This is a genomic window from Pseudomonas sp. SORT22 (genome assembly GCF_018417635.1).
Taxonomy (GTDB): domain Bacteria; phylum Pseudomonadota; class Gammaproteobacteria; order Pseudomonadales; family Pseudomonadaceae; genus Aquipseudomonas.
This window is the reverse complement of sequence record NZ_CP071007.1, coordinates 383,074-403,576: the sequence shown is the minus strand read 5'-3', so window position 1 is coordinate 403,576 and position 20,503 is coordinate 383,074. Positions and strand designations below refer to the sequence as shown.

Below are 20,503 nucleotides of genomic sequence, written 5' to 3'. Positions count from 1 at the left end.
GTTTCAGATCACGCCGAAACCGGCGCCGGCGCGCGACGCACGTCCGGTTGTTTCCACGAGTCGGCAGCGCTTTCTTCGATAGCCTGCTGGATCGCCCGACGACGACGCTCTTCGGCCTGACGGCTGAAGTACCAGACCATGAAGGTCACCAGCGACACGCTGAGCAGGATCAGGCTGGCCACGGCGTTGATTTCCGGCTTCACGCCCAGACGCACGGCAGAGAAGACTTCCATCGGCAGGGTGGTCGAACCCGGGCCCGAGACGAAGCTGGCCAGTACCAGGTCGTCCAGCGACAGAGCAAAGGACATCATCCCGCCCGCTGCCAGCGACGGTGCGATCATCGGGATGGTGATCAGGAAGAACACCTTCCACGGCCGTGCACCAAGGTCCATGGCCGCTTCCTCGATCGACAGGTCGAGCTCACGCAGGCGCGCCGACACCACTACCGCCACATAGGCTGCGCAGAAGGTGGTGTGGGCGATCCAGATGGTGACGATGCCACGCTCCTGCGGCCAGCCGATCATCTGCGCCATGGCCACGAACAGCAGCAACAGCGACAGACCGGTGATCACCTCGGGCATTACCAACGGCGCGGTAACCAGGCCACCGAACAGCGTGCGGCCCTTGAAGCGGGTAACCCGGGTCAGCACGAAGGCGGCCAGGGTGCCCAGCGCCACGGCGGCGATCGCGGTGTAGCAGGCGATCTCCAGTGAGCGCATCACCGAGCCCATCAACTGGGTGTTGTCGAGCAGGCCGACGTACCACTTCACCGACCAGCCGCCCCACACCGTCACCAGCTTGGAGGCGTTGAACGAGTAGATCACCAGGATCAGCATGGGCAGGTAGATGAACAGCAGGCCCAGGACCAACATCAATCTGGAGAAACTGAAACGCTTCATGCCCTGCCCTCCATCTCTTTGGCCTGACTACGGTTGAAGAGCAGGATCGGTACGATCAGGATCGCCAGCATCACTACCGCCAGGGCAGAGGCCACCGGCCAGTCACGGTTGTTGAAGAACTCTTGCCAGAGCACTTTACCGATCATCAGGGTTTCCGGGCCGCCAAGCAGCTCAGGAATGACGAACTCGCCCACCACCGGAATGAACACCAGCATGCAGCCGGCGATGATGCCGTTCTTCGACAGCGGCACGGTGATTTTCCAGAAGCTGTTGAAGGTGCTCGAACCCAGGTCCGAGGCGGCTTCAAGCAGGCTCTGGTCATGCTTCACCAGGTTGGCGTAGAGCGGCAGGATCATGAACGGCAGGTACGAATAGACCACGCCGATATACACCGCAAGGTTGGTGTTGAGGATCTGCAACGGCTGATCGATCCAGCCCAGCCACAGCAGCAGGGCGTTGAGCAGGCCGTTGTTGCTGAGGATGCCCATCCAGGCATAGACGCGGATCAGGATTGCGGTCCAGGTCGGCATCATGATCAGCAGCAACAGTACCGTCTGGGTTTCCTTGCGGGCGTTGGCGATGGCGTAGGCCATCGGATAGCCGATCAGCAGGCACAGCAGCGTGCTGACGAAGGCCATCTTCAACGACCCCAGGTACGCCGAGATGTACAGTTCGTCTTCGGTCAACAGGCCATAGTTGGCCAGGTTGAGCACCAGCTGCACCTTGTCTTCGACGTAGCTGTAGATCTCGGTGTACGGCGGGATCGCCACGTCGGCTTCGGCGAAGCTGATCTTCAGAACGATGAAGAACGGCAGCATGAAGAACAGGAACAGCCAGATGAACGGCACGCCGATCACCACATGGCGCCCCTCGGGCTTTATTCGGTTGAAGGCTCGCTTGAGCTTGCGGGCGTTCATGAGCGCAGTACCACGCCGCTGTCATCCTCCCACCAGACGTAGACCTGGTCGTCCCAGGTCGGCCGGGTGCCCTGGCGCTCGGCGTTGGCAACGAACGACTGGACGATCTTGCCGCCAGGCAGCTCGACGTAGAACACCGAATGGCCACCCAGGTAGGCGATGTCGTGGACCTTGCCGCGCGACCAGTTGTGCTCGCAGGTCGGCTGCTCGGTGGTCACCAGCAGTTTTTCCGGGCGCAGGGCGTAGGTGATGCGCTTGTCTTCCACCGAAGTGGTGACACCGTGGCCGACGTAGATCTTGCGCTCAAGCTCGGGGCTGGCGATCACCGCGTGGCCTTCGGCATCGTCGACCACTTCGCCCTCGAACAGGTTGACGTTGCCGATGAACTCGCAAACCAGGCGGCTGGTCGGGGTTTCATAGATGTCGATCGGGCTGCCGATCTGGGCAATCCAGCCCAGGTGCATGATGGCGATGCGCTGGGCCATGGTCATGGCCTCTTCCTGATCGTGGGTCACCATCACACAGGTCACGCCGACCCGCTCGATGATCTCCACCAGCTCCAGTTGCATCTGCGAGCGCAGCTTCTTGTCCAGCGCGCCCATCGGCTCATCGAGCAGCAGCAGTTTTGGCCGCTTGGCCAACGAACGGGCCAGGGCCACACGCTGACGCTGGCCACCGGAGAGCTGGTGCGGCTTGCGCTTGGCGTACTGGGTCATGTGCACCAGCTTGAGCATCTCGGCCACGCGGGCGTCGATCTCAGACCTGGGCATGCGGTCCTGCTGCAGGCCGAAGGCGATGTTCTGCGCCACGGTCATGTGCGGGAACAATGCGTACGACTGGAACATCATGTTGATCGGCCGCTCGTAGGGCGGCATATCGGTGATGTCTACGCCATCGAGGAAAATGCGCCCTTCGGTGGGCCGTTCGAAGCCGGCGAGCATGCGCAGCAAGGTGGATTTGCCCGAACCGGAACCACCGAGCAGGGCGAAGATCTCGCCCTTCTTGATTTCCAGGGACACATCGTCCACGGCGACCGTTTCGTCGAACTTTTTCGTGACCCGGTCGATTTTGACCAGCACCTGTTTAGGTTGCTGGTCGCCCTCGAGGGCTTTCTTATAGGCACCGGAGGCAACTGCCATTTGTGAAACTCCCAACAAGATTTTTTGCGTCCGCCCCTGCCGTGACGGACCCTGGATTTTTACTTGCCCGACTTGACCTTGGTCCAGCTACGGGTCATCAACCGTTGCACCTTGGGAGGCAGCTCGGAGTTGACGTACAACTTGTCCAGCACTTCTTGCGGTGGGTAAACCGCTGCGTCGGTTCGCACGCTCTGGTCCATCAGATCGCCAGCCTTGGGGTTCGGGTTGGCGTAACCGACGTAATCACTGACCTGGGCAATTACCTCAGGCTGCAGCAAATAGTTGATGAAGGCATGGGCCTCTTTGACATTCTTGGAGTCCTTGGGGATCGCCAGCATGTCGAACCAGAGGTTGCCGCCTTCCTTGGGAATCGCATAGGCCACCTTGACGCCCTTGCCGGCTTCTTCGGCGCGGGACTTGGCCTGGAATACATCGCCGGAGAAACCGGCAGCCACGCAGATGTCGCCGTTGGCAAGGTCGGAGATGTACTTGGAGGAGTGGAAGTAGGTCACGTAGGGACGCACGGCCAGCAGCTTTTTCTCGGCGTCGGCGTAGTCCTTGGGGTTGGTGCTGTTAGGGTCGCGCCCCATGTAGTTGAGCACCGCCGGGAGCATCTCGTCGGCCGAGTCGAGGAACGCGACTCCGCACTTGGAGAGCTTCTTGATGTTCTCCGGCTCGAGCAGCACGGCCCAGGAATCGATCTTGTCGGTACCCAGCGCCGCCTTGACCTTGTCGACGTTATAGCCGATGCCATTGGTGCCCCACAGGTAGGGGACGGCGTACTGGTTGCCCGGGTCGTTCTTTTCCAGGCGCTTCATCAGCGCCGGGTCGAGGTTCGCATAGTTTGGCAGCAGCGCCTTGTCGAGCTTCTGAAACGCGCCCGCCTTGATCTGCTTGCCGAGGAAATGGTTGGACGGCACCACCACGTCATAGCCGGTGCGACCAGCCAGCAGTTTGCCTTCCAGGGTTTCGTTGGAGTCGAAGACATCTTGCACCGGCTTGATGCCAGTGGCTTTTTCGAAGTCCGCGAGGGTGGTCTGACCGATGTAGTCGGACCAGTTATAAATGTGCACCGTGGGCGCCGCTTGGACGCTGATCGCCAGCGTCAGACCCGCTCCAGCCAACATGGCCTTGCGAAATACAGAAATAGACAAGTGGGAGGTCCTCACAAATGTGCCCGTGGCAAACGGCAGAAATACCTGCCGGATAAGCAAACCGGCGCGCAACTTACCTTCGATGCACTCATGCCGCAAAAAAAATTTGTGCTTTCATGCTCCCCGGGCGGGATTTACACCGCGCCCAGGGAGGTCACCGCTGTTACTTGCCCGACTTGATCTTGGTCCAGCTGCGCGTGATTTCGCGCTGGGCCTTGGCACCCGGGTCAGCAATTGCGTACAGCTGCTTCTTCACATCAGCCGGTGGGTAGATGCTCGGATCGCCCGAGATGTCCTTGTCCACCAGTGCGGTGGCCGCCTTGTTGCCGTTCGGGAAACGGACGGCATTGGTGATCTCGGCCATGACTTCCGGTTGCATCAGGAAGTCCATGAACTTGTAGGCAGCCTCGACGTTGACGGCATCTTTAGGGATGGCAACCATGTCGTAGAAGGTACCGGCGCCTTCTTTCGGAATGATGTAGTCGAGCTTGACCTTGTCGCCGGCTTCGTGGGCACGAGCCTTGGACTGCTCCAGGTCACCCGAATAACCTACGGCCACGCAGATGTTGCCGTTGGCCAGGTCCGAGATGTACTTGGAGGAGTGGAAGTAGCCGATCGAAGGACGCACGCTGAGGAACAGGTCTTCGGCGGCTTTGAGGTCTTCTTTTTTCGTGCTGTTGGTCGGCTTGCCCAGGTAGTGCAGCGCCGCCGGAATCATCTCGGTCGGGGCATCGAGGAAGCTCACGCCGCAGCTTTTGAGCTTGGCGATGTTTTCCGGCTTGAACACCACGTCCCAGGAATCGATCTTGTCGACGCCCAGCGCCGCCTTGACCTTCTCCGGGTTGTAGCCGATGCCGATGGAGCCCCACATGTACGGGAACGCATGCTTGTTGCCCGGGTCGCTGGCATCGCCAACGGCCTTGAGCAGGTCTTCGTCGAGGTTCTTCCAGTTTGGCAGCTTGGACTTGTCCAGCTCCTGATAGACGCCAGCCTTGATCTGCTTGGCCAGGAAGTTGTTCGACGGTACCACCACGTCGTAACCGGACTTGCCTGCCAGCAACTTGGCTTCGAGGGTTTCGTTGCTGTCGAAGACGTCGTAGACGACCTTGATACCGGACTGTTTCTCGAACTTGGCGACGGTGTCTGGTGCGATGTAGTCGGACCAGTTATAGACGTGCAGTACTTTGTCATCCGCCTGAACAGCACTGGCCATGGCGCCCATCAGGGACACGGCCAACAACGTCTTGCCCAATTTCTTCATGCGTAATGCTCCAGAATTTTTTATTTAGCCATCTGTTCAGCGGCCGGCTTATTCGGCGCAAGCTCCGAGCGACTGAAACAGCCGCTAGTCTGGCAAGTTACAAGGCGCTCTTTCAACAACAGAGGCGCCTTGAAACCCATTGATGCCATTACGCTAGCCTAGCACCTGGCTATTTCAGCGCTTCGAGCGTCAGGTCCAGGCATTTGCGCGCCTTTTCCACCAGCTCGTCGATCTCGGCGTGGCTGATCACCAACGGCGGCGCAATGATCATGGTGTCGCCCACGGCGCGCATGATCAGGCCGTTGTCGAAGCAGAACTGGCGGCAGATCATGCCCGCACCCTGGCCTTCGTAACGGGCACGGGTGGCCTTGTCCTTGACCAGCTCGATGGCACCGAGCATGCCCAGGCCACGCACTTCGCCCACCAGCGGGTGATCGTTGAGCTCACGCAGACGTTTCTGCAAATACGGTGCCGTTTCGGCCTGAACCCGCTCGATGATCTTCTCGTCGCGCAGAATTCGCAGGTTTTCCAGGCCTACCGCCGCCGCCACCGGGTGGCCGGAGTAAGTGAAGCCGTGGTTGAAGTCGCCGCCTTGACTAAGCACCTTGGCCACTTCGTCACGTACGATCACACCGCCCATGGGGATGTAACCGGAGGTCAGGCCCTTGGCGATGGTCATCAGGTCGGGCTTGAGGTCGTAGTAATCGGAGCCGAACCACTCGCCAGTGCGACCGAAGCCACAGATCACTTCGTCGGCAATGAACAGGATGTCGTACTTGGCGAGGATCTCCTTGATCTTCGGCCAGTAGGTTTCTGGCGGAATGATCACCCCGCCGGCGCCCTGGATCGGCTCGGCAATAAAGGCGGCGACCTTGTCTTCGCCGACTTCGAGGATTTTCTTTTCCAGCTGCTCGGCAGCCCAGACCCCGAATTCGTCCGGGGTCATGTCACCGCCCTCACCGAACCAGTATGGCTGCGGGATGTGCTCGATGCCCGGCAGCGTGCCACCCTGGGCATGCATGCCGCTCATGCCGCCCAGGGCGGCGCCGGCCACGGTGGAGCCGTGATAGCCATTGATACGGCCAATGATCACCTGTTTCTGCGGCTTGCCCTTGAGCGCCCAGTAGTGGCGGACCATGCGCAGGTTGGTGTCGTTGCCTTCAGAACCGGAACCGGTGAAGAACACATGGGTCATGCCCTTGGGCGCCACGGCGGTAACCGCCTTGGCCAGCTCCAGTGCCGGTGGGTGGGCAGTCTGGAAGAACAGGTTGTAGTACGGCAGCTCGCGCATCTGCTTGGCGGCCACTTCAACCAGCTCTTCACGGCCATAACCGACCGCCACGCACCACAGGCCCGCCATGCCATCGAGGATTTTGTTGCCCTCGCTGTCCCACAGGTGCACGCCCTCGGCTTTGGTGATGATCCGCGGCCCCTTCTCTTTCAGCTGTTGGTAGTCACTGAAAGGTGCCAGGTGATGCTCACTGCTAAGGGTTTGCCACTCACGGGTTTGCGGGTTGTTGACGCTCATGTGCTTCTCCGTTTGTTGACGGCCGCGGTCCTGCGGCTCCGGGTTGATCAGACCGCAAACAGCAGGAACTCACGTTCCCAGGAGCTGATTACGCGTTTGAAGTTTTCATGCTCGGCGCGTTTGGTGGCGACGTAGCCGGTAATGAATTTCTTGCCCAGGTAGGGTTCCAGGGCCTTGCAGTTTTCCATGCGCTCGAGGGCGTCCTCGATGGTCAGCGGCAGGCGCAGGTTACGCCGCTCGTAACCACGACCCTGTACCGGCGCGCTCGGTTTGATGCCTTCGACCATGCCGATGAAACCGCACAGCAGGCTGGCGGCGATCGCCAGGTAGGGGTTGGCGTCGGCGCCTGGCAGGCGGTTCTCGACCCGGCGGTTCTGCGGGCCGGCATCCGGTACGCGCAGGCCGACGGTACGGTTCTCTTCGCCCCACTCGACGTTCACCGGCGCCGAGGTGTCGGGCAAGAAGCGGCGGAACGAGTTGACGTTGGGGGCGAACAGCGGCAGCACCACCGGGATGAACTTCTGCAGGCCGCCGACGTGGTTGAGGAACAGCTCGCTCATGCGCCCGTCTTCGTCCGAGAAGATGTTCTTGCCGGTGTGCACGTCGATGATGCTCTGGTGCAGGTGCATGGCGCTGCCCGGCTCGCCGGTCATCGGCTTGGCCATGAAGGTGGCGGCGACGTTGTGCTTGAGCGCAGCCTCGCGCATGGTGCGCTTGAACACCAGGATCTGGTCGGCCAGCGACAAGGCATTCCCGTGACGGAAGTTGATTTCCATCTGCGCCGTGCCGTCTTCGTGGATCAGCGTGTCGAGGTCCAGGTTCTGCAGCTCGCACCAGTCGTAGACGTCCTCGAACAGCGGGTCGAATTCGTTGGCCGCTTCAATAGAGAAGGACTGGCGACCGGTTTCCGGGCGCCCGGAGCGGCCAATCGGCGGCTGCAGGGGGAAGTCCGGGTCTTCGCAGCGCTTGGTCAGGTAGAACTCCATCTCTGGCGCCACGATCGGCTGCCAGCCCTTGTCGGCGTAGAGCTTCAAAACCTTCTTGAGCACGTTGCGCGGCGACAGCTCGACCGGGTTGCCCTGCTTGTCGTAGGTGTCGTGGATCACCTGGGCGGTCGGCTCGATGGCCCAGGGCACGAGAAACACCGCGTTCTCGTCGGGGCGGCAGATCATGTCGATGTCGGCCGGGTCGAGCAGTTCGTAATAGATGTCGTCATCGACATAGTCGCCGGTCACGGTCTGCAGCAACACGCTCTCGGGCAGGCGCATGCCTTTTTCGGCGATGAACTTGTTGGTCGGCGAGATCTTGCCGCGGGTGATACCGGTGAGGTCGCTGATCAGGCACTCGACTTCGGTGATCTTGTGTTCTTTCAACCAATCGGTGAGCTGGTCGAGGTTGCTACTCATAAATACCTCAGGAGGTAAATGTCTGGACTGACGTCAGGACGTGACCCGGAGTGGGCCGTCCCAGACATTCTGGATGCCCCACGGGGCTAAAGCAAAAGTCAGGCGCAGGGAGGCCGCAACGGGCAGTTCCCGCAAGGCTGACGAGCCCGCTATAGTGATGGCAGAGGTCATTCGAAGTAGCGTCGACAGCAGGCAGGACGCCTGGGCCGTCAATTATTTCAGCCGGGGCGCAAGGTGCTGGCGCAGGGCGCAAGCCACCCGCGAGGAATGCGTGCAAACCGTTCTGTGAACGGCGGGCGATGATGCCGGTTGTCGGCAGGCGTGACATGTAACCCCCGGTATTATTGGTGTTATGGGTTGCCACCGAGCTTAGCCTTGTTCATTTTTTTACACAACACCCCCGTAAAAAATAGAACACGGCCCGCTCAAGATCGCCGTTACCGTACGAAAGCAGCCCTTGTCGGCGCCCCCAATTGCAGCAAAAATGCCGCTTGAGGGCCATTTTAGGGCATCATGGGGCTGGCTTGACTTCAGCAAGGCTTTCCGATTGACTGAACCTGCAAGCCCCCATTGATTGATATTTTTAACAACAAAGGTGTTGCATCATGTCGGTACCCCCGCGTGCCGTTCAGCTTAACGAAGCGAACGCGTTCCTTAAGGAACATCCTGAGGTTCTCTACGTTGACCTTCTGATTGCAGATATGAATGGTGTGGTGCGCGGCAAGCGCATCGAGCGCACCAGCCTCCACAAGGTTTACGAGAAAGGCATCAACCTGCCGGCCTCCCTCTTCGCCCTGGATATCAACGGCTCGACCGTCGAAAGCACCGGCCTTGGCCTGGACATCGGCGATGCCGACCGCATCTGCTATCCAATCCCGGACACCCTGTCCAACGAGCCCTGGCAAAAGCGCCCGACCGCGCAACTGCTGATGACCATGCACGAGCTCGAAGGCGAACCGTTCTTCGCTGACCCGCGGGAAGTCCTGCGCCAGGTCGTGAGCAAGTTCGACGAGCTGGGCCTGACCATCTGCGCCGCATTCGAGCTTGAGTTCTACCTGATCGACCAGGAGAACGTGAACGGCCGTCCGCAGCCGCCGCGCTCGCCGATCTCCGGCAAACGCCCGATCTCGACCCAGGTCTACCTGATCGATGACCTCGACGAATACGTCGACTGCCTCCAGGACATCCTCGAGGGTGCCAAGGAACAAGGCATTCCGGCTGACGCCATCGTCAAGGAAAGCGCCCCGGCACAGTTCGAAGTCAACCTGCACCACGTTGCCGACCCGATGAAGGCCTGCGACTACGCGGTACTGCTCAAGCGCCTGATCAAGAACATTGCCTACGACCATGAAATGGACACCACCTTCATGGCCAAGCCCTACCCGGGCCAGGCGGGTAATGGTCTGCATGTCCATATCTCGGTGCTGGACAAAGATGGCAAGAACATCTTCACCAGCGAGGATCCCGAGCAGAACGCCGCACTGCGTCACGCGATCGGCGGTGTGCTCGAGACCCTACCGGCGTCGATGGCGTTCCTGTGCCCGAACGTCAACTCGTACCGCCGTTTTGGTGCCCAGTTCTACGTGCCGAACTCGCCTAGCTGGGGCCTGGACAACCGTACCGTGGCCCTGCGCGTGCCGACCGGCACCCCGGACGCCGTGCGCATCGAACACCGCGTAGCCGGTGCCGATGCCAACCCGTACCTGCTGATGGCCGCTGTACTGGCCGGTGTTCACCATGGCCTGACCAACAAGGTCGACCCGGGCGAACCGGTTGAAGGCAACTCCTACGAGCAGAACGAGCAGAGCCTGCCGAACAACCTGCGTGATGCCCTGCGCGAGCTGGACGACAGCGAGATCCTGGCCCGGTACATCGATCCGAAATACATCGATATCTTCGTGGCCTGTAAAGAGAGCGAGCTGGAGGAGTTCGAACACTCCATCTCCGACCTTGAGTACAACTGGTATCTGCATACCGTTTGATGCTTGAGGGCCTTATCGCGGGTCAAGTCGGGTCGCCGCACCGCCGCTCCCACAAATATCTTCTGTGGGAGCGGCGGTGCGGCGACCCGACTTGACCCGCGATGCTTTACAGCGCTTTTTCGAAGATCTTCGAATTGCGCTGATAGTTGTACAGCGATGCCCGCGCCGCCGGCAGCCGCTCGACGCCGCTAGGCACAAAGCCGCGTTCGCGGAACCAGTGCGCTGTCCGCGTTGTTAGCACAAACAGCGTGTTGAGCCCCATTTCCCGCGCCCGCGTCTCGATCCGTTCCAGCAGCTCGTCACCGCGACCGCCGTGGCGATACTCCGGGTTGACCGCCAGGCACGCCAGCTCGCCCGCTTCGGAATCGGCAATCGGGTACAGCGCCGCACAGGCGATGATCATGCCCTCGCGCTCGACCACACTGAACTGCTCGATCTCACGCTCCAGCACCTCACGCGAACGGCGCACGAGAATGCCCTGCTCCTCCAGCGGGCTGATCAGGTCGAGCAAGCCGCCGACATCCTCGATCGCGGCTTCACGCACCTTCTCGAACTGCTCCTGGGCCACCAGGGTACCGCCACCATCACGGGTGAACAGCTCGGTGAGCAACGCGCCATCTTCGCCATAGCTGACGATATGACTGCGCGCCACACCGCCCCGGCAGGCTTCGGCGGCGGCATCAAGCAGCTCGCCCTGGTAGTCGCTGCCCAGACGCTGCAGGTGCGCCGGCACTTGCTGGGGGCGCAGTTCGCGTACCAGCCGGCCCTGTTCATCGAGCAGGCCGCGCTCGGCGCCGAACAGCAGCAGCTTGTCAGCATTCAGTTCAATCGCGGCGCGAGTGGCGACGTCTTCACAGGCGAGGTTGAAGATCTCGCCGGTGGGCGAATAGCCCAAAGGCGAAAGCAGGACGATAGAGCGCTCGTCGAGCAGGCGATTGATACCTTTGCGGTCGACCCGGCGCACTTCGCCGGTGTGGTGGTAATCAACGCCTTCGACCACGCCGATCGGCCGCGCGGTAACCAGGTTGCCGGCAGCCACGCGCAGGCGTGAGCCCTGCATCGGCGAGGCGGCCATGTCCATCGACAGGCGCGCCTCGATGGCGATGCGCAAGTGGCCTACGGCATCGATCACGCATTCAAGCGTCGCCGCATCGGTGATGCGCATGCCGCGGTGGTAGTGCGGGGTCAGGCCGCGGGCCGCCAGGCGGCTTTCGATCTGCGGGCGCGAGCCGTGGACCAGCACCAGGCGCACGCCAAGGCTGTGCAACAGCACCAGGTCGTGAACGATATTGCCGAAGTTGGGGTGTTCGACGCCGTCACCGGGCAGCATGACCACAAAGGTGCAGTCGCGGTGGGCGTTGATGTAAGGCGAAGCATGACGCAGCCAATTGACGTATTCGGGCATAACCGGAGAGCCTGTAGAAAATAGGGACAAGAACGGGAAAGCACACAGCGCTCGAAGGGTTATCGTCGGAACAGGCTTGGCGTCACGCGCAATCTCCTCTGCAAAACGGTTCAGCTCAGCGGGCAATTACCGGGCTGAGGCAATAATGTTCGATCAACTCACGCAATAGACGCACGGTAGGCTGCAAGCGTGACATTTCAAGGTATTCGCCCGGCTGGTGGGCGCAGGCGATGTCGCCGGGGCCCAGTACCAGGGTCTCGCAACCCAGGCGCTGAAGATAAGGCGCTTCGGTGCCAAAGGCTACCGCTTCGGCGCGATGGCCGGTAAGACGTTCGGCGACCCGTACCAGTTCCGCATCGGCGGCCTGCTCGAACGGCGGTACCTCGGGGAACAGCGGCGCGTAGTCGATGCGCACCTGATGCTGCTCGGCCAGCGGCGCCAGTTTGTGCCGGATGGCGTTGCGCAGTACTTCAGGGTCCATGCCCGGCAGCGGGCGCAGGTCGAACTCCAGGGCGCACTGCCCGCAGATGCGGTTGGGGTTGTCGCCGCCGTGGATGCAGCCGAAGTTCATCGTCGGTTGCGGCACGCTGAACTGGGCATTGTTGTATTCCCGCTGCCACTGCCGGCGCAGGTTCATCAGCTCGCCCATCACCTGGTGCATGGCCTCCAGTGCGCTATGGCCCAGGCTCGGATCGGACGAATGGCCACTGCGCCCAAGAATGTCGATGCGCTCCATCATCACCCCTTTGTGCAGGCGGATCGGCTTGAGCCCGGTCGGCTCGCCGATCACCGCCGCACGGCCCAGTGGCCGTCCGGCCTCGGCCAGGGCGCGGGCGCCGGCCATCGAGCTCTCTTCGTCACAGGTGGCGAGAATCAACAATGGCTGCTTGAAGTCATGCGTCAGCAGCGGCTGCACGGCCTCGATGATCAGGGCGAAGAAGCCCTTCATGTCGCAACTGCCCAGGCCCACCCAGCGGCCGTCGACCTCGGTCAGCTTGAGCGGGTCGGTCTGCCACAGCTCGGGATCATACGGCACGGTATCGCTGTGCCCGGCCAGCACCAGGCCGCCCGGGCCGCTGCCGTAGCTCGCCAGCAGGTTGTACTTGCCCGGGGTCACCTGCTGAATGTCACAGGCAAAACCCAGGTCCCCCAGCCAGCCGGCCAGCAGGTCTATCACCGCACGGTTGGACTGATCCAGCGACGGCTGGGTACAGCTGACCGATGGCGCGGCGATCAGGGCGGCGAACTGCTCTTTGAGCGATGGCAACGGCATGCGCTTTCTCCTTGGGCGAAGCTCATCATAGGGCCATCCGGCACCGGGAATAAACCGCCGCGAGCCGACTCCTGTACACTGCACCCCCAAGACGCTCCCTGTCATTCGAGCCTGGATTACCCAGCAATGCATAAAGAAACCGAAATCAAACTGCGGGTCAGCCGCGAGACCCTCGCCGCCCTGCGTGAACACCCATTGCTGAACAAGCGCAACAAGTCCGGGTGGCAAAGCCGCGAACTGCTCAACCAGTACTTCGACACTCCGGAGCGCGACCTGGCCGCCGCCAAGGTCGCCCTGCGCCTGCGCCGCGACGGCGAGGTGGTCATCCAGACCCTCAAGACCCGCGGCCAGAGCGTCGCCGGCCTGTCCCAGCGCAACGAGTTCGAATGGCAGTTGCCCAAGGCCAAGCTCGACCTGAAAAAACTCGACGCCGAGTGCTGGCCAGAGCAACTGGCCGATGTCGACAAAAAGACCATCAAGGCGCTGTTCACCACCGATTTCACCCGTGAGTACGCCGAAATCGCCTGGGGCCGCGGCAAGGCCAAAGTGGTAATCGAAGCCGCCCTGGACCTCGGCACCGTGGTCGCCGGCAAGCAAAAAGAAGAGATCTGCGAGCTGGAGCTCGAGCTGCGCGAAGGCGCCCCCGAAGCCCTGCTGGAACTGGCCGCCGAGCTGTCAGCCAAGCTGCCGCTGATGCCCTGCGACATCAGCAAGGCCGAGCGCGGCTACCGCCTGCTCGACGCCGGCAGCTACGCCCTGAGCCTGCCAGCCGCCGAACTGAACGCCGAAATGACCCTCGACGACGCCTTCGCCGCGTTGGCCTGGCAGTTGCTCGGCAGCAGCCAGCGCCTGGCCGAACAGTACCGTTTCAACGGTCACTGGCGCCTGCTGCAAGACTGGGTCGAAAACCTCTGGGAACTGCGTGCCCTGGCCAGCAGCCTCGGCCAGGCCGGCCCACGCGCCAGCACCCGCGAGTTGCGCAACAGCCTCGACGCCCTGCTCGAAGACTGGCGCCCGCTGGTGCTCGCCGGTGCCGACGACGAAGATGTACGCCGCGCAGCGCCCGAGCAGTTCGCCGAGGAGCTGCTGGAAACCCGCTGGGGCCAGTTCTCCCTGGAGACCTCGCGCTGGCTGCTGGCCCGTGCCTGGACCGTCGAGCGCAACAAGCGCGGCGACCGCCAGGGCGCCGCACAACTGGCCAACTGGCTGAACGTGCTGCTGGCCGAAGAAGCCAAGGCCCTCAACCTGCCGCTGTATCATCGCCAGCCCGAAGACCTGGCCGAGCAGCTGCCGCGCATCGAGCGCCTGCTGGCCTGGCTGCACCATGCCCGCCAGGTGCTGGAAAGCCCGGACCTGGACCGCCTGTTCGGCGAGCTGAACAAGCTCCAGGAACTGGCCAACCTGCCGATCAGCGACGAAGTGCTCGAAGCCCGCGTCCACCAGGCCATGGCCGTGTTCCAGAGCCGCGGCTGGAAACACCTGCTGCGCAAGTAAGGCTCAAGGCAATACCGGCAAACTCGTCGTGGACTTGATTTCGGACAAGGCCACGGTCGAGTTGACCTCCTGGATCCCCGGCACCATCGACAGCTTTTCGAAGAAGAACCGTTCGTAGGCTTCGATGTCCGGGGTGACAATGCGCAGCAGAAAATCCACTGCGCCCATCAGCACATAACACTCCAGCACTTCCGGAAAACCGCGGATCGCCTCGGTAAACTCGGTGAAGTTGGAGCGCCCGTGGGCGTTAAGTTTGACCTCGGCGAAAATCTGCGTGTTCAGGCCGATCTTCTTGCGGTCGAGCAGGGTCACCTGGGCGCGAATCACCCCCTCCTCTTTCAGGCGTTGTATGCGCCGCCAGCAAGGCGATTGCGACAAGCCCACGCGCTCGGCGATCTGCGCGCTGGAGAGCGAGGCATCTTCCTGCAGCAAGGCCAGGATGCGCCGGTCATAAGCATCCAGTTCGCTGTGCATGATTATTTCTCCAAAGTCATTAGCTGCGAATTGATCTATTCAAGATTGAGCAATATCGCACGATCATAGAGAAGAAATGCCCCAGCCCGCATGTAAAAATTTCTCCACTTTCTGCGGAGAAACCCATGAGCGCTCTCGAACGGCTGGACAGCCCCCTTACGCCCTTGCGCCACGATGTCTGGGCCGCCAACAACGCCCACAGCGATGTCTGCTATCAACTGCAGGTCGAAGCCGAACCCGACAGCCTGTGCCGGGTGCTCAACCTGTTTGCCCTGCAATTTCTGGTACCACATCGCTTGAATGTCGAGCAGCAGGATGACCTGCTCAACATCGAGATTGGCATCAGCGGCCTTAGCTGGCACCGCGCCGAGCTGATTGCGCAAAAAATGCGCAACCTGATTTGCGTAAGCGAAGTGCAGTTGAGCACTGCCGGAAAAGCCTGGTAACCCTTGTTCAGCGGGAAGCCCCGGCTCAGCCGCTAACCTTGCTCAAGCCATCACTGTCGGTGGCGCGGCAAGGAAGCCCGCAGCCATGCACAACCTTAGCGAAGATCGCTGGCTTGACCTGAACACCCTGCTGGACGAGCTGCTGGCCGAGCAACGCATCAGCCCGGCTGATCGCGGCAATTGCCCGCCGGTGCCGCACGACCAGCACCCGCTGGAGTGGATCGCCAGCCAGCAGCTTGCCGACCTGCTTAATCCCGGCCAGCACCTGGACCTCGATAGCCTGTGCCAATGGCTGGCCAGGCAGGCCGGGCAGCCGTACCTGCGTATCGATCCCCTGGAGATCGACCCCGCCCGCCTCACCGGCCTGATGTCTGCAGGCTTCGCCCGGCGCCACGGCATCCTCGCGGTGGCCGCCGATACCAGCGGCGTCACCGTGGCCAGCGCACAACCTTATGTACGTGCCTGGGAAGCGGACCTGACGCAGGTGCTGCAACGGCCAATCAAGCGCGTGCTGGCCAGCCCGGTGCAGATCCGCCAGCTCAGCCAGACGTTTTTCCAGGTCGCGCAATCGGTCAGCGGCGCCAGTCAGCAGCAGTCGACGCCAATCGCTGCGGGTAATCTTGAGCAGTTGCTTGAGCTGGGCGCGCGCGGGGCTGACGCACAAGCCAACGATGCGCACATTGTCAGCATCGTCGACTGGCTGTTGCAGTACGCCTTCGAGCAGCGCGCCAGCGATATCCACCTCGAGCCCCGGCGCGATCAGGGCCAGCTGCGCTTTCGCATCGACGGCGTGCTGCACCCGGTCTACCAGTTTCCGGGGCCGGTGACTCTGGCGGTGGTCAGCCGCCTGAAAAGCCTGGGGCGCATGAATGTCGCAGAAAAACGCCGGCCCCAGGACGGCCGGATCAAGACCCGCCTGCCAGGCGGCGCAGAGGTCGAGCTGCGGCTGTCGACCCTGCCGACCACATTCGGTGAAAAGCTCGTACTGCGTGTTTTCGATCCACAGTTGCTGCAACAGGACTTTGCCCAACTGGGCCTCGGCGGCGCCGACCTCAAGCGCTGGCTGGCCATGCTCGACCATCGCCACGGCATTATCCTGGTCACCGGGCCTACCGGCTCGGGCAAAACCAGCACCCTGTACGCCAGCCTCAAACACCTGGCTACCCCGCAGATCAACCTGTGCACCGTCGAAGACCCGATCGAGATGGTAGAACCGGCCTTCAACCAGTTGCAGGTGCAACCAGCCATCGACCTCGACTTTGCCGCCGGCACCCGCGCCCTGCTGCGCCAGGACCCGGATGTCATCATGATCGGCGAAATACGCGACCTGGAAACCGCTCAGGTGGCGATTCAGGCCGCCCTCACCGGCCACCTGGTGCTCTCGACCCTGCATACAAACGATGCCTGCAGCGCCATCACCCGCCTGCTGGAGCTGGGCATTGCGCCCTACCTGCTCAAGGCCAGCCTGATCGGGGTCATGGCCCAGCGCCTGGTGCGTACCCTGTGCCGGCACTGCAAGGGAGCGCCGCTGGGGTGCCGGGAATGCCGGCACACCGGGTATCACGGCCGTAGCGCGATCTTCGAGTTGCTGGGCATCAGCGAAGCGCTCAAGTCACTCATCAACCGTGAAGCCGACCTGCCTGGCCTGCGCCAACTGGCGTTGAAGGAAGGGATGCACAGCCTCAGGCAAAGTGGCCTGGACAAAGTCGCGGCCGGGCAGACAAGCCAGGCTGAAGTGCTTCGCGTCACGGCCTGAGGCTGCGCCAAAGCTTTTACCCGGGCAGGGAACTAGATCTGCGCAAAGCCGATCAAAGGCCCCAGTTCACCTCACGTTGGAGTCACCCCCGATGCGCCTCAAATTCGCAGTCGCAACCCTCGCCCTGCTGTCCCTGCCGGTTGGTTCTGCCATGGCCGATACCTTCTGGCGCAACGTCATCTCGTCCGGCGCCACCACCGGTTCCACCTACCTGACCTTCAAGGACCACAAACTGGTCATGGCGGCCCAGGATGATGCCGGCAGCTACGTCGCCAGCGAAGGCGCGATTCGCGGCCCGTACCTGGAAGCGGCGATGCACAAAGTGCGCGCCGACAACCCGGGGCTGCAAGTCAGCGACATGGAACTGGCCAATGCGATCCTGGCCAAGAATGCGCTAGCCAGCGAGTAAGCTCGCGACCGCTGTGGGAGCGGATAAATCCCCTCCCACACCAATAGCGCTTCAACGATAGTCATCCACCGGCACACAGGCGCAAAACAGGTTCCTGTCGCCATACACATTGTCGACGCGATTCACTGCCGGCCAATACTTGTGCTGCCGCGCATGGGCACTGGGCGCCACGCCCTGGGCAATGCTGTAGGGCCGCTCCCACACCCCTAGCACATCCTCCAGCGTATGCGGCGCATGCTTGAGCGGGTTGTCTTCGGCCGGCCAGTTACCCTCCTGCACTTCACGGATCTCGGCGCGAATGCTCAGCATCGCCTCGACAAAGCGATCCAGCTCGGCCTTCGACTCGCTCTCGGTCGGCTCGACCATCAGGGTGCCCGGCACCGGGAACGACATGGTCGGCGCGTGGAAACCGTAATCCATCAAGCGCTTGGCAACATCCTCCTCGGTGATGCCGGTCAAGGCCTTGAGCGGGCGCAGATCGAGGATGCATTCATGGGCCACCCGTTCGTTGCGCCCGCGATAAAGCACCGGGAAGGCGCCGCCCAATTGCTCGGCCAGGTAGTTGGCCGAGAGGATCGCCACCTCGCTGGCATCGGCCAGTTGCGGGCCCATCATGGCGATGTACATCCAGCTGATCGGCAAAATGCTCGCGCTGCCCCAGGGCGCGGCGCTGACTGCGGTGTTCTGCGGGTCGGGGCCAGGCAGCGGGATGACCGGGTGGCTGGCGACAAACGGCGCCAGGTGTGCGCGCACACCGATCGGGCCCATGCCCGGGCCGCCACCGCCGTGGGGGATGCAGAAGGTCTTGTGCAGGTTCATGTGCGAGACGTCGGCGCCGATATCCGCTGGCCGCGCCAGGCCGACCTGGGCATTGAGGTTGGCACCGTCCATGTACACCTGGCCGCCGTGCGTGTGGATAACCTCGCAGATCTCGCTGATGCCTTCCTCGTACACACCATGGGTCGATGGGTAGGTCGCCATCAGGCACGACAGCTTGTCGCCAGCCGCCTGCGCCTTGGCTTTGAGGTCGGCCAGGTCGACGTTGCCGGCTTGGTCGCACTCGACGATCACCACCTGCATCCCGGCCATCTGCGCCGAGGCCGGGTTGGTGCCATGGGCCGAGGCCGGGATCAGGCAGATATCACGTTGCGGTTGATGACGGCTGCGGTGGTACTTGGCAATTGCCATCAGCCCGGCGTACTCGCCCTGAGCGCCGGAGTTGGGTTGCATGCAGATGGCATCGAAGCCGGTGATCGCGCACAGCCAGCTTTCCAGCTCGTCGATCATCGCCTTGTAGCCCTGCACCTGCGCGGCCGGGGCAAAGGGGTGCAGCAGGGCGAAACCCGGCCAGGTGATCGGGATCATCTCGCTGCTGGCATTGAGTTTCATCGTGCACGAGCCCAGCGGGATCATCGACTGGTTCAGCGCCAGGTCCTTGTTCTCCAGCTGCTTGAGGTAGCGCAGCATCTCGGTTTCGCTGTGGTGCAGGTTGAACACCGGGTGGCTGAGAAAAGCCGAGCGTCGCACCAATGCCGACGGAATGCCCTCGGGCTGCGCCAGAGCATCCAGCGCGGCGATATCCAGGCCGTGGTCGGCGCCCAGGAAGATATCGAACAGGCGCATCACCGTGGTTTCGTCACAGGTCTCGTCGAGGCTCACGCCCAGTTGCCCGCGACCCAGAATCCGCAGGTTGATCTGCGCCGCCTCGGCGCTTTCGATAATGGCCGTCTGGCTGCCGCCGACTTCCAGGGTCAGGGTGTCGAAGAAGTGCTCGTTGAGGCGCTTGATGCCCTTGCTCTCCAGACCCGCCGCCAACACGAAGGTCAACGCATGCACGCGCTGGGCGATGCGCTGCAGGCCTTCCGGGCCGTGGTACACCGCATAGAAGGCGGCGATGTTGGCCAGCAGCACCTGGGCGGTGCAGATGTTGGAGTTGGCCTTCTCGCGGCGGATATGCTGTTCGCGGGTTTGCAGGGCCATACGCAACGCGGTGTTGCCGCGGGCATCCTTGGACACGCCGATGATGCGCCCAGGCATGGCCCGCTTGAATTCGTCCCGGCAGGCAAAGTACGCCGCATGCGGGCCACCAAAGCCCATGGGCACGCCGAAGCGCTGAGAGGAGCCCAGTACCACGTCGGCGCCCTGCTCACCCGGCGGCATCAGCATCACCAGGCTGAGCAGATCGGCAGCGACGCAGGCCAGCGCCTGCTGGGCATGCAGCTGAGTGATCAGCGGCCGCAAGTCACGCACTTCGCCGTGGGTATCGGGGTATTGCAGCAAGGCCCCGAACACCTGGTACTTGGCGAGGTTATCCACAGCGTCGACGATCAGTTCGAAACCGAAGCCCTCGGCGCGGGTCTGCAGCACCGAGAGGGTTTGCGGGTGGCAGTGTTCATCGGCGAAGAAGGCATTGCTTTTCGACTTGGCCACGCGCTTGGCCAGAGCCATGGCTTCTGCCGCGGCAGTGGCTTCGTCGAGCAACGAGGCGTTGGCGAGGTCCAGGCCGGTGAGGTCGATGATCATTTGCTGGAAATTGAGCAAGGCTTCCAGGCGGCCCTGGGCGATTTCCGGTTGATACGGGGTATAGGCGGTGTACCAGCCCGGGTTTTCGAGGACGTTACGCAAAATGACGGTTGGCGTGATGGTGCCGTGATAACCCATGCCGATCAGGCTGGTCCACACCTGGTTCTGCTCGGCATAGCCCTTGAGCTTGGCCAGGGCAGCCTGTTCATCGAGGGCCTCAGGCAGCTCCAGTGGCCGGTTCAAACGGATGCCCGGCGGCACGGTCTGTTCGATCAGCTCGCGGCGGCTGCCAACCCCGAGGGTAGCGAGCATGGCCTGCTGCTCCGAGGCATCGGGGCCCAGGTGGCGACGCAGAAAAGGATTGCGGTCGTGCAGTTGGCTCAGGGACGGCGACTGGGACATAGCGGCTCTCTCTTCCTCGACCAAGCCTCGAGCGC

At 62.3% G+C, this 20,503-nt stretch carries 16 protein-coding genes; 5 read left to right on the top strand and 11 right to left on the bottom strand.

Annotation, left to right across the window (positions count from 1 at the left end; translation table 11 throughout):
* Window positions 1–8: 8 nt before the first annotated feature.
* The 7 genes from JYG36_RS01895 to JYG36_RS01865 all read right to left on the bottom strand — a co-directional run bounded on the left by JYG36_RS01895 (window position 9) and on the right by JYG36_RS01865 (window position 8,304).
* Window positions 9–899 carry an ABC transporter permease subunit gene (locus tag JYG36_RS01895; protein WP_213602924.1) on the bottom strand — a complete coding sequence of 297 codons (891 nt, stop codon included), beginning with the start codon at window positions 897–899 and terminating at the stop codon, window positions 9–11.
* Complete coding sequence (locus JYG36_RS01890) at window positions 896–1,816, bottom strand: ABC transporter permease subunit (protein WP_093378301.1); 921 nt, start codon at window positions 1,814–1,816, stop codon at window positions 896–898. The genes JYG36_RS01895 and JYG36_RS01890 overlap by 4 nt, the downstream gene beginning before the upstream one ends.
* Complete coding sequence (gene potA / locus JYG36_RS01885; RefSeq protein ID WP_045201117.1) at window positions 1,813–2,955, bottom strand: polyamine ABC transporter ATP-binding protein; 1,143 nt, start codon at window positions 2,953–2,955, stop codon at window positions 1,813–1,815. Before potA ends, JYG36_RS01890 begins: the two co-directional genes overlap by 4 nt.
* Window positions 2,956–3,014: 59 nt before the next feature.
* On the bottom strand, window positions 3,015–4,109 hold the full coding sequence (locus JYG36_RS01880; RefSeq protein WP_093378296.1) for a polyamine ABC transporter substrate-binding protein: 1,095 nt from the start codon (window positions 4,107–4,109) through the stop codon (window positions 3,015–3,017).
* A 163-nt stretch (window positions 4,110–4,272) separates the two neighbouring features.
* On the bottom strand, window positions 4,273–5,370 hold the full coding sequence (locus JYG36_RS01875) for a polyamine ABC transporter substrate-binding protein (protein ID WP_123565207.1): 1,098 nt from the start codon (window positions 5,368–5,370) through the stop codon (window positions 4,273–4,275).
* Window positions 5,371–5,539: 169 nt separating this feature from the next.
* Window positions 5,540–6,898: an aspartate aminotransferase family protein gene (locus tag JYG36_RS01870; protein WP_093378291.1), complete on the bottom strand. Its 1,359-nt coding sequence runs from the start codon at window positions 6,896–6,898 to the stop codon at window positions 5,540–5,542.
* A gap of 47 nt (window positions 6,899–6,945) precedes the next feature.
* A complete protein-coding gene (locus JYG36_RS01865) occupies window positions 6,946–8,304 on the bottom strand; it encodes a glutamine synthetase family protein (RefSeq protein ID WP_045201108.1) in 1,359 nt (452 codons plus the stop codon).
* Between the two features lie 605 nt (window positions 8,305–8,909).
* Between JYG36_RS01865 and JYG36_RS01860 the strand changes: the two genes are divergently transcribed.
* Window positions 8,910–10,286 (top strand): glutamine synthetase family protein, encoded by a 1,377-nt coding sequence (locus JYG36_RS01860; RefSeq protein WP_045201104.1) that lies wholly within the window; start codon window positions 8,910–8,912, stop codon window positions 10,284–10,286.
* 106 nt (window positions 10,287–10,392) lie between these two features.
* On the opposite strand, the gene argA is transcribed toward JYG36_RS01860, so the two are convergent.
* Together argA and argE are read right to left on the bottom strand one after the other, a co-directional pair.
* Window positions 10,393–11,691, bottom strand: a complete 1,299-nt coding sequence (gene argA, locus JYG36_RS01855; RefSeq protein ID WP_195885279.1) for an amino-acid N-acetyltransferase — start codon at window positions 11,689–11,691, stop codon at window positions 10,393–10,395.
* Between the two features lie 115 nt (window positions 11,692–11,806).
* Window positions 11,807–12,964: an acetylornithine deacetylase gene (argE, locus tag JYG36_RS01850; protein WP_213602922.1), complete on the bottom strand. Its 1,158-nt coding sequence runs from the start codon at window positions 12,962–12,964 to the stop codon at window positions 11,807–11,809.
* A 126-nt stretch (window positions 12,965–13,090) separates the two neighbouring features.
* Here argE and JYG36_RS01845 point away from each other — a divergent pair, with 126 nt between their 5' ends.
* A complete protein-coding gene (locus JYG36_RS01845; protein WP_093378272.1) occupies window positions 13,091–14,458 on the top strand; it encodes a CYTH domain-containing protein in 1,368 nt (455 codons plus the stop codon).
* Window positions 14,459–14,461: 3 nt separating this feature from the next.
* Here JYG36_RS01845 and JYG36_RS01840 read toward each other — a convergent pair whose 3' ends face one another.
* Window positions 14,462–14,932: an Lrp/AsnC family transcriptional regulator gene (locus JYG36_RS01840; RefSeq protein ID WP_123565204.1), complete on the bottom strand. Its 471-nt coding sequence runs from the start codon at window positions 14,930–14,932 to the stop codon at window positions 14,462–14,464.
* A 125-nt stretch (window positions 14,933–15,057) separates the two neighbouring features.
* Here JYG36_RS01840 and JYG36_RS01835 point away from each other — a divergent pair, with 125 nt between their 5' ends.
* From JYG36_RS01835 to JYG36_RS01825, 3 genes are all read left to right on the top strand, one after another.
* The gene (locus JYG36_RS01835) at window positions 15,058–15,378 is read left to right on the top strand and encodes an ACT-like domain-containing protein (protein ID WP_093378264.1); all 321 of its coding nucleotides are present in this window, start codon (window positions 15,058–15,060) and stop codon (window positions 15,376–15,378) included.
* Window positions 15,379–15,463: 85 nt separating this feature from the next.
* Window positions 15,464–17,134 carry a GspE/PulE family protein gene (locus tag JYG36_RS01830; RefSeq protein ID WP_213602920.1) on the top strand — a complete coding sequence of 557 codons (1,671 nt, stop codon included), beginning with the start codon at window positions 15,464–15,466 and terminating at the stop codon, window positions 17,132–17,134.
* Between the two features lie 91 nt (window positions 17,135–17,225).
* Entirely contained in the window at window positions 17,226–17,543 is a 318-nt protein-coding gene (locus JYG36_RS01825; protein WP_045201089.1) for a DUF2388 domain-containing protein, read from the top strand.
* A gap of 51 nt (window positions 17,544–17,594) precedes the next feature.
* On the opposite strand, the gene gcvP is transcribed toward JYG36_RS01825, so the two are convergent.
* Window positions 17,595–20,468 (bottom strand): aminomethyl-transferring glycine dehydrogenase, encoded by a 2,874-nt coding sequence (gcvP, locus tag JYG36_RS01820; protein WP_213602918.1) that lies wholly within the window; start codon window positions 20,466–20,468, stop codon window positions 17,595–17,597.
* Window positions 20,469–20,503: the final 35 nt, after the last annotated feature.

Bases quoted from the DNA above. Each gene is read 5' to 3' on its own strand.
- JYG36_RS01895 (WP_213602924.1), bottom strand. From the start codon at position 899: ATGAAGCGTTTCAGTTTCTCCAGATTGATGTTGGTCCTGGGCCTGCTG.
- JYG36_RS01890 (WP_093378301.1), bottom strand. From the start codon at position 1,816: ATGAACGCCCGCAAGCTCAAGCGAGCCTTCAACCGAATAAAGCCCGAG.
- potA (WP_045201117.1), bottom strand. From the start codon at position 2,955: ATGGCAGTTGCCTCCGGTGCCTATAAGAAAGCCCTCGAGGGCGACCAG.
- JYG36_RS01875 (WP_123565207.1), bottom strand. From the start codon at position 5,370: ATGAAGAAATTGGGCAAGACGTTGTTGGCCGTGTCCCTGATGGGCGCC.
- JYG36_RS01870 (WP_093378291.1), bottom strand. From the start codon at position 6,898: ATGAGCGTCAACAACCCGCAAACCCGTGAGTGGCAAACCCTTAGCAGT.
- JYG36_RS01865 (WP_045201108.1), bottom strand. From the start codon at position 8,304: ATGAGTAGCAACCTCGACCAGCTCACCGATTGGTTGAAAGAACACAAG.
- JYG36_RS01860 (WP_045201104.1), top strand. From the start codon at position 8,910: ATGTCGGTACCCCCGCGTGCCGTTCAGCTTAACGAAGCGAACGCGTTC.
- argA (WP_195885279.1), bottom strand. From the start codon at position 11,691: ATGCCCGAATACGTCAATTGGCTGCGTCATGCTTCGCCTTACATCAAC.
- argE (WP_213602922.1), bottom strand. From the start codon at position 12,964: ATGCCGTTGCCATCGCTCAAAGAGCAGTTCGCCGCCCTGATCGCCGCG.
- JYG36_RS01845 (WP_093378272.1), top strand. From the start codon at position 13,091: ATGCATAAAGAAACCGAAATCAAACTGCGGGTCAGCCGCGAGACCCTC.
- JYG36_RS01840 (WP_123565204.1), bottom strand. From the start codon at position 14,932: ATGCACAGCGAACTGGATGCTTATGACCGGCGCATCCTGGCCTTGCTG.
- JYG36_RS01835 (WP_093378264.1), top strand. From the start codon at position 15,058: ATGAGCGCTCTCGAACGGCTGGACAGCCCCCTTACGCCCTTGCGCCAC.
- JYG36_RS01830 (WP_213602920.1), top strand. From the start codon at position 15,464: ATGCACAACCTTAGCGAAGATCGCTGGCTTGACCTGAACACCCTGCTG.
- JYG36_RS01825 (WP_045201089.1), top strand. From the start codon at position 17,226: ATGCGCCTCAAATTCGCAGTCGCAACCCTCGCCCTGCTGTCCCTGCCG.
- gcvP (WP_213602918.1), bottom strand. From the start codon at position 20,468: ATGTCCCAGTCGCCGTCCCTGAGCCAACTGCACGACCGCAATCCTTTT.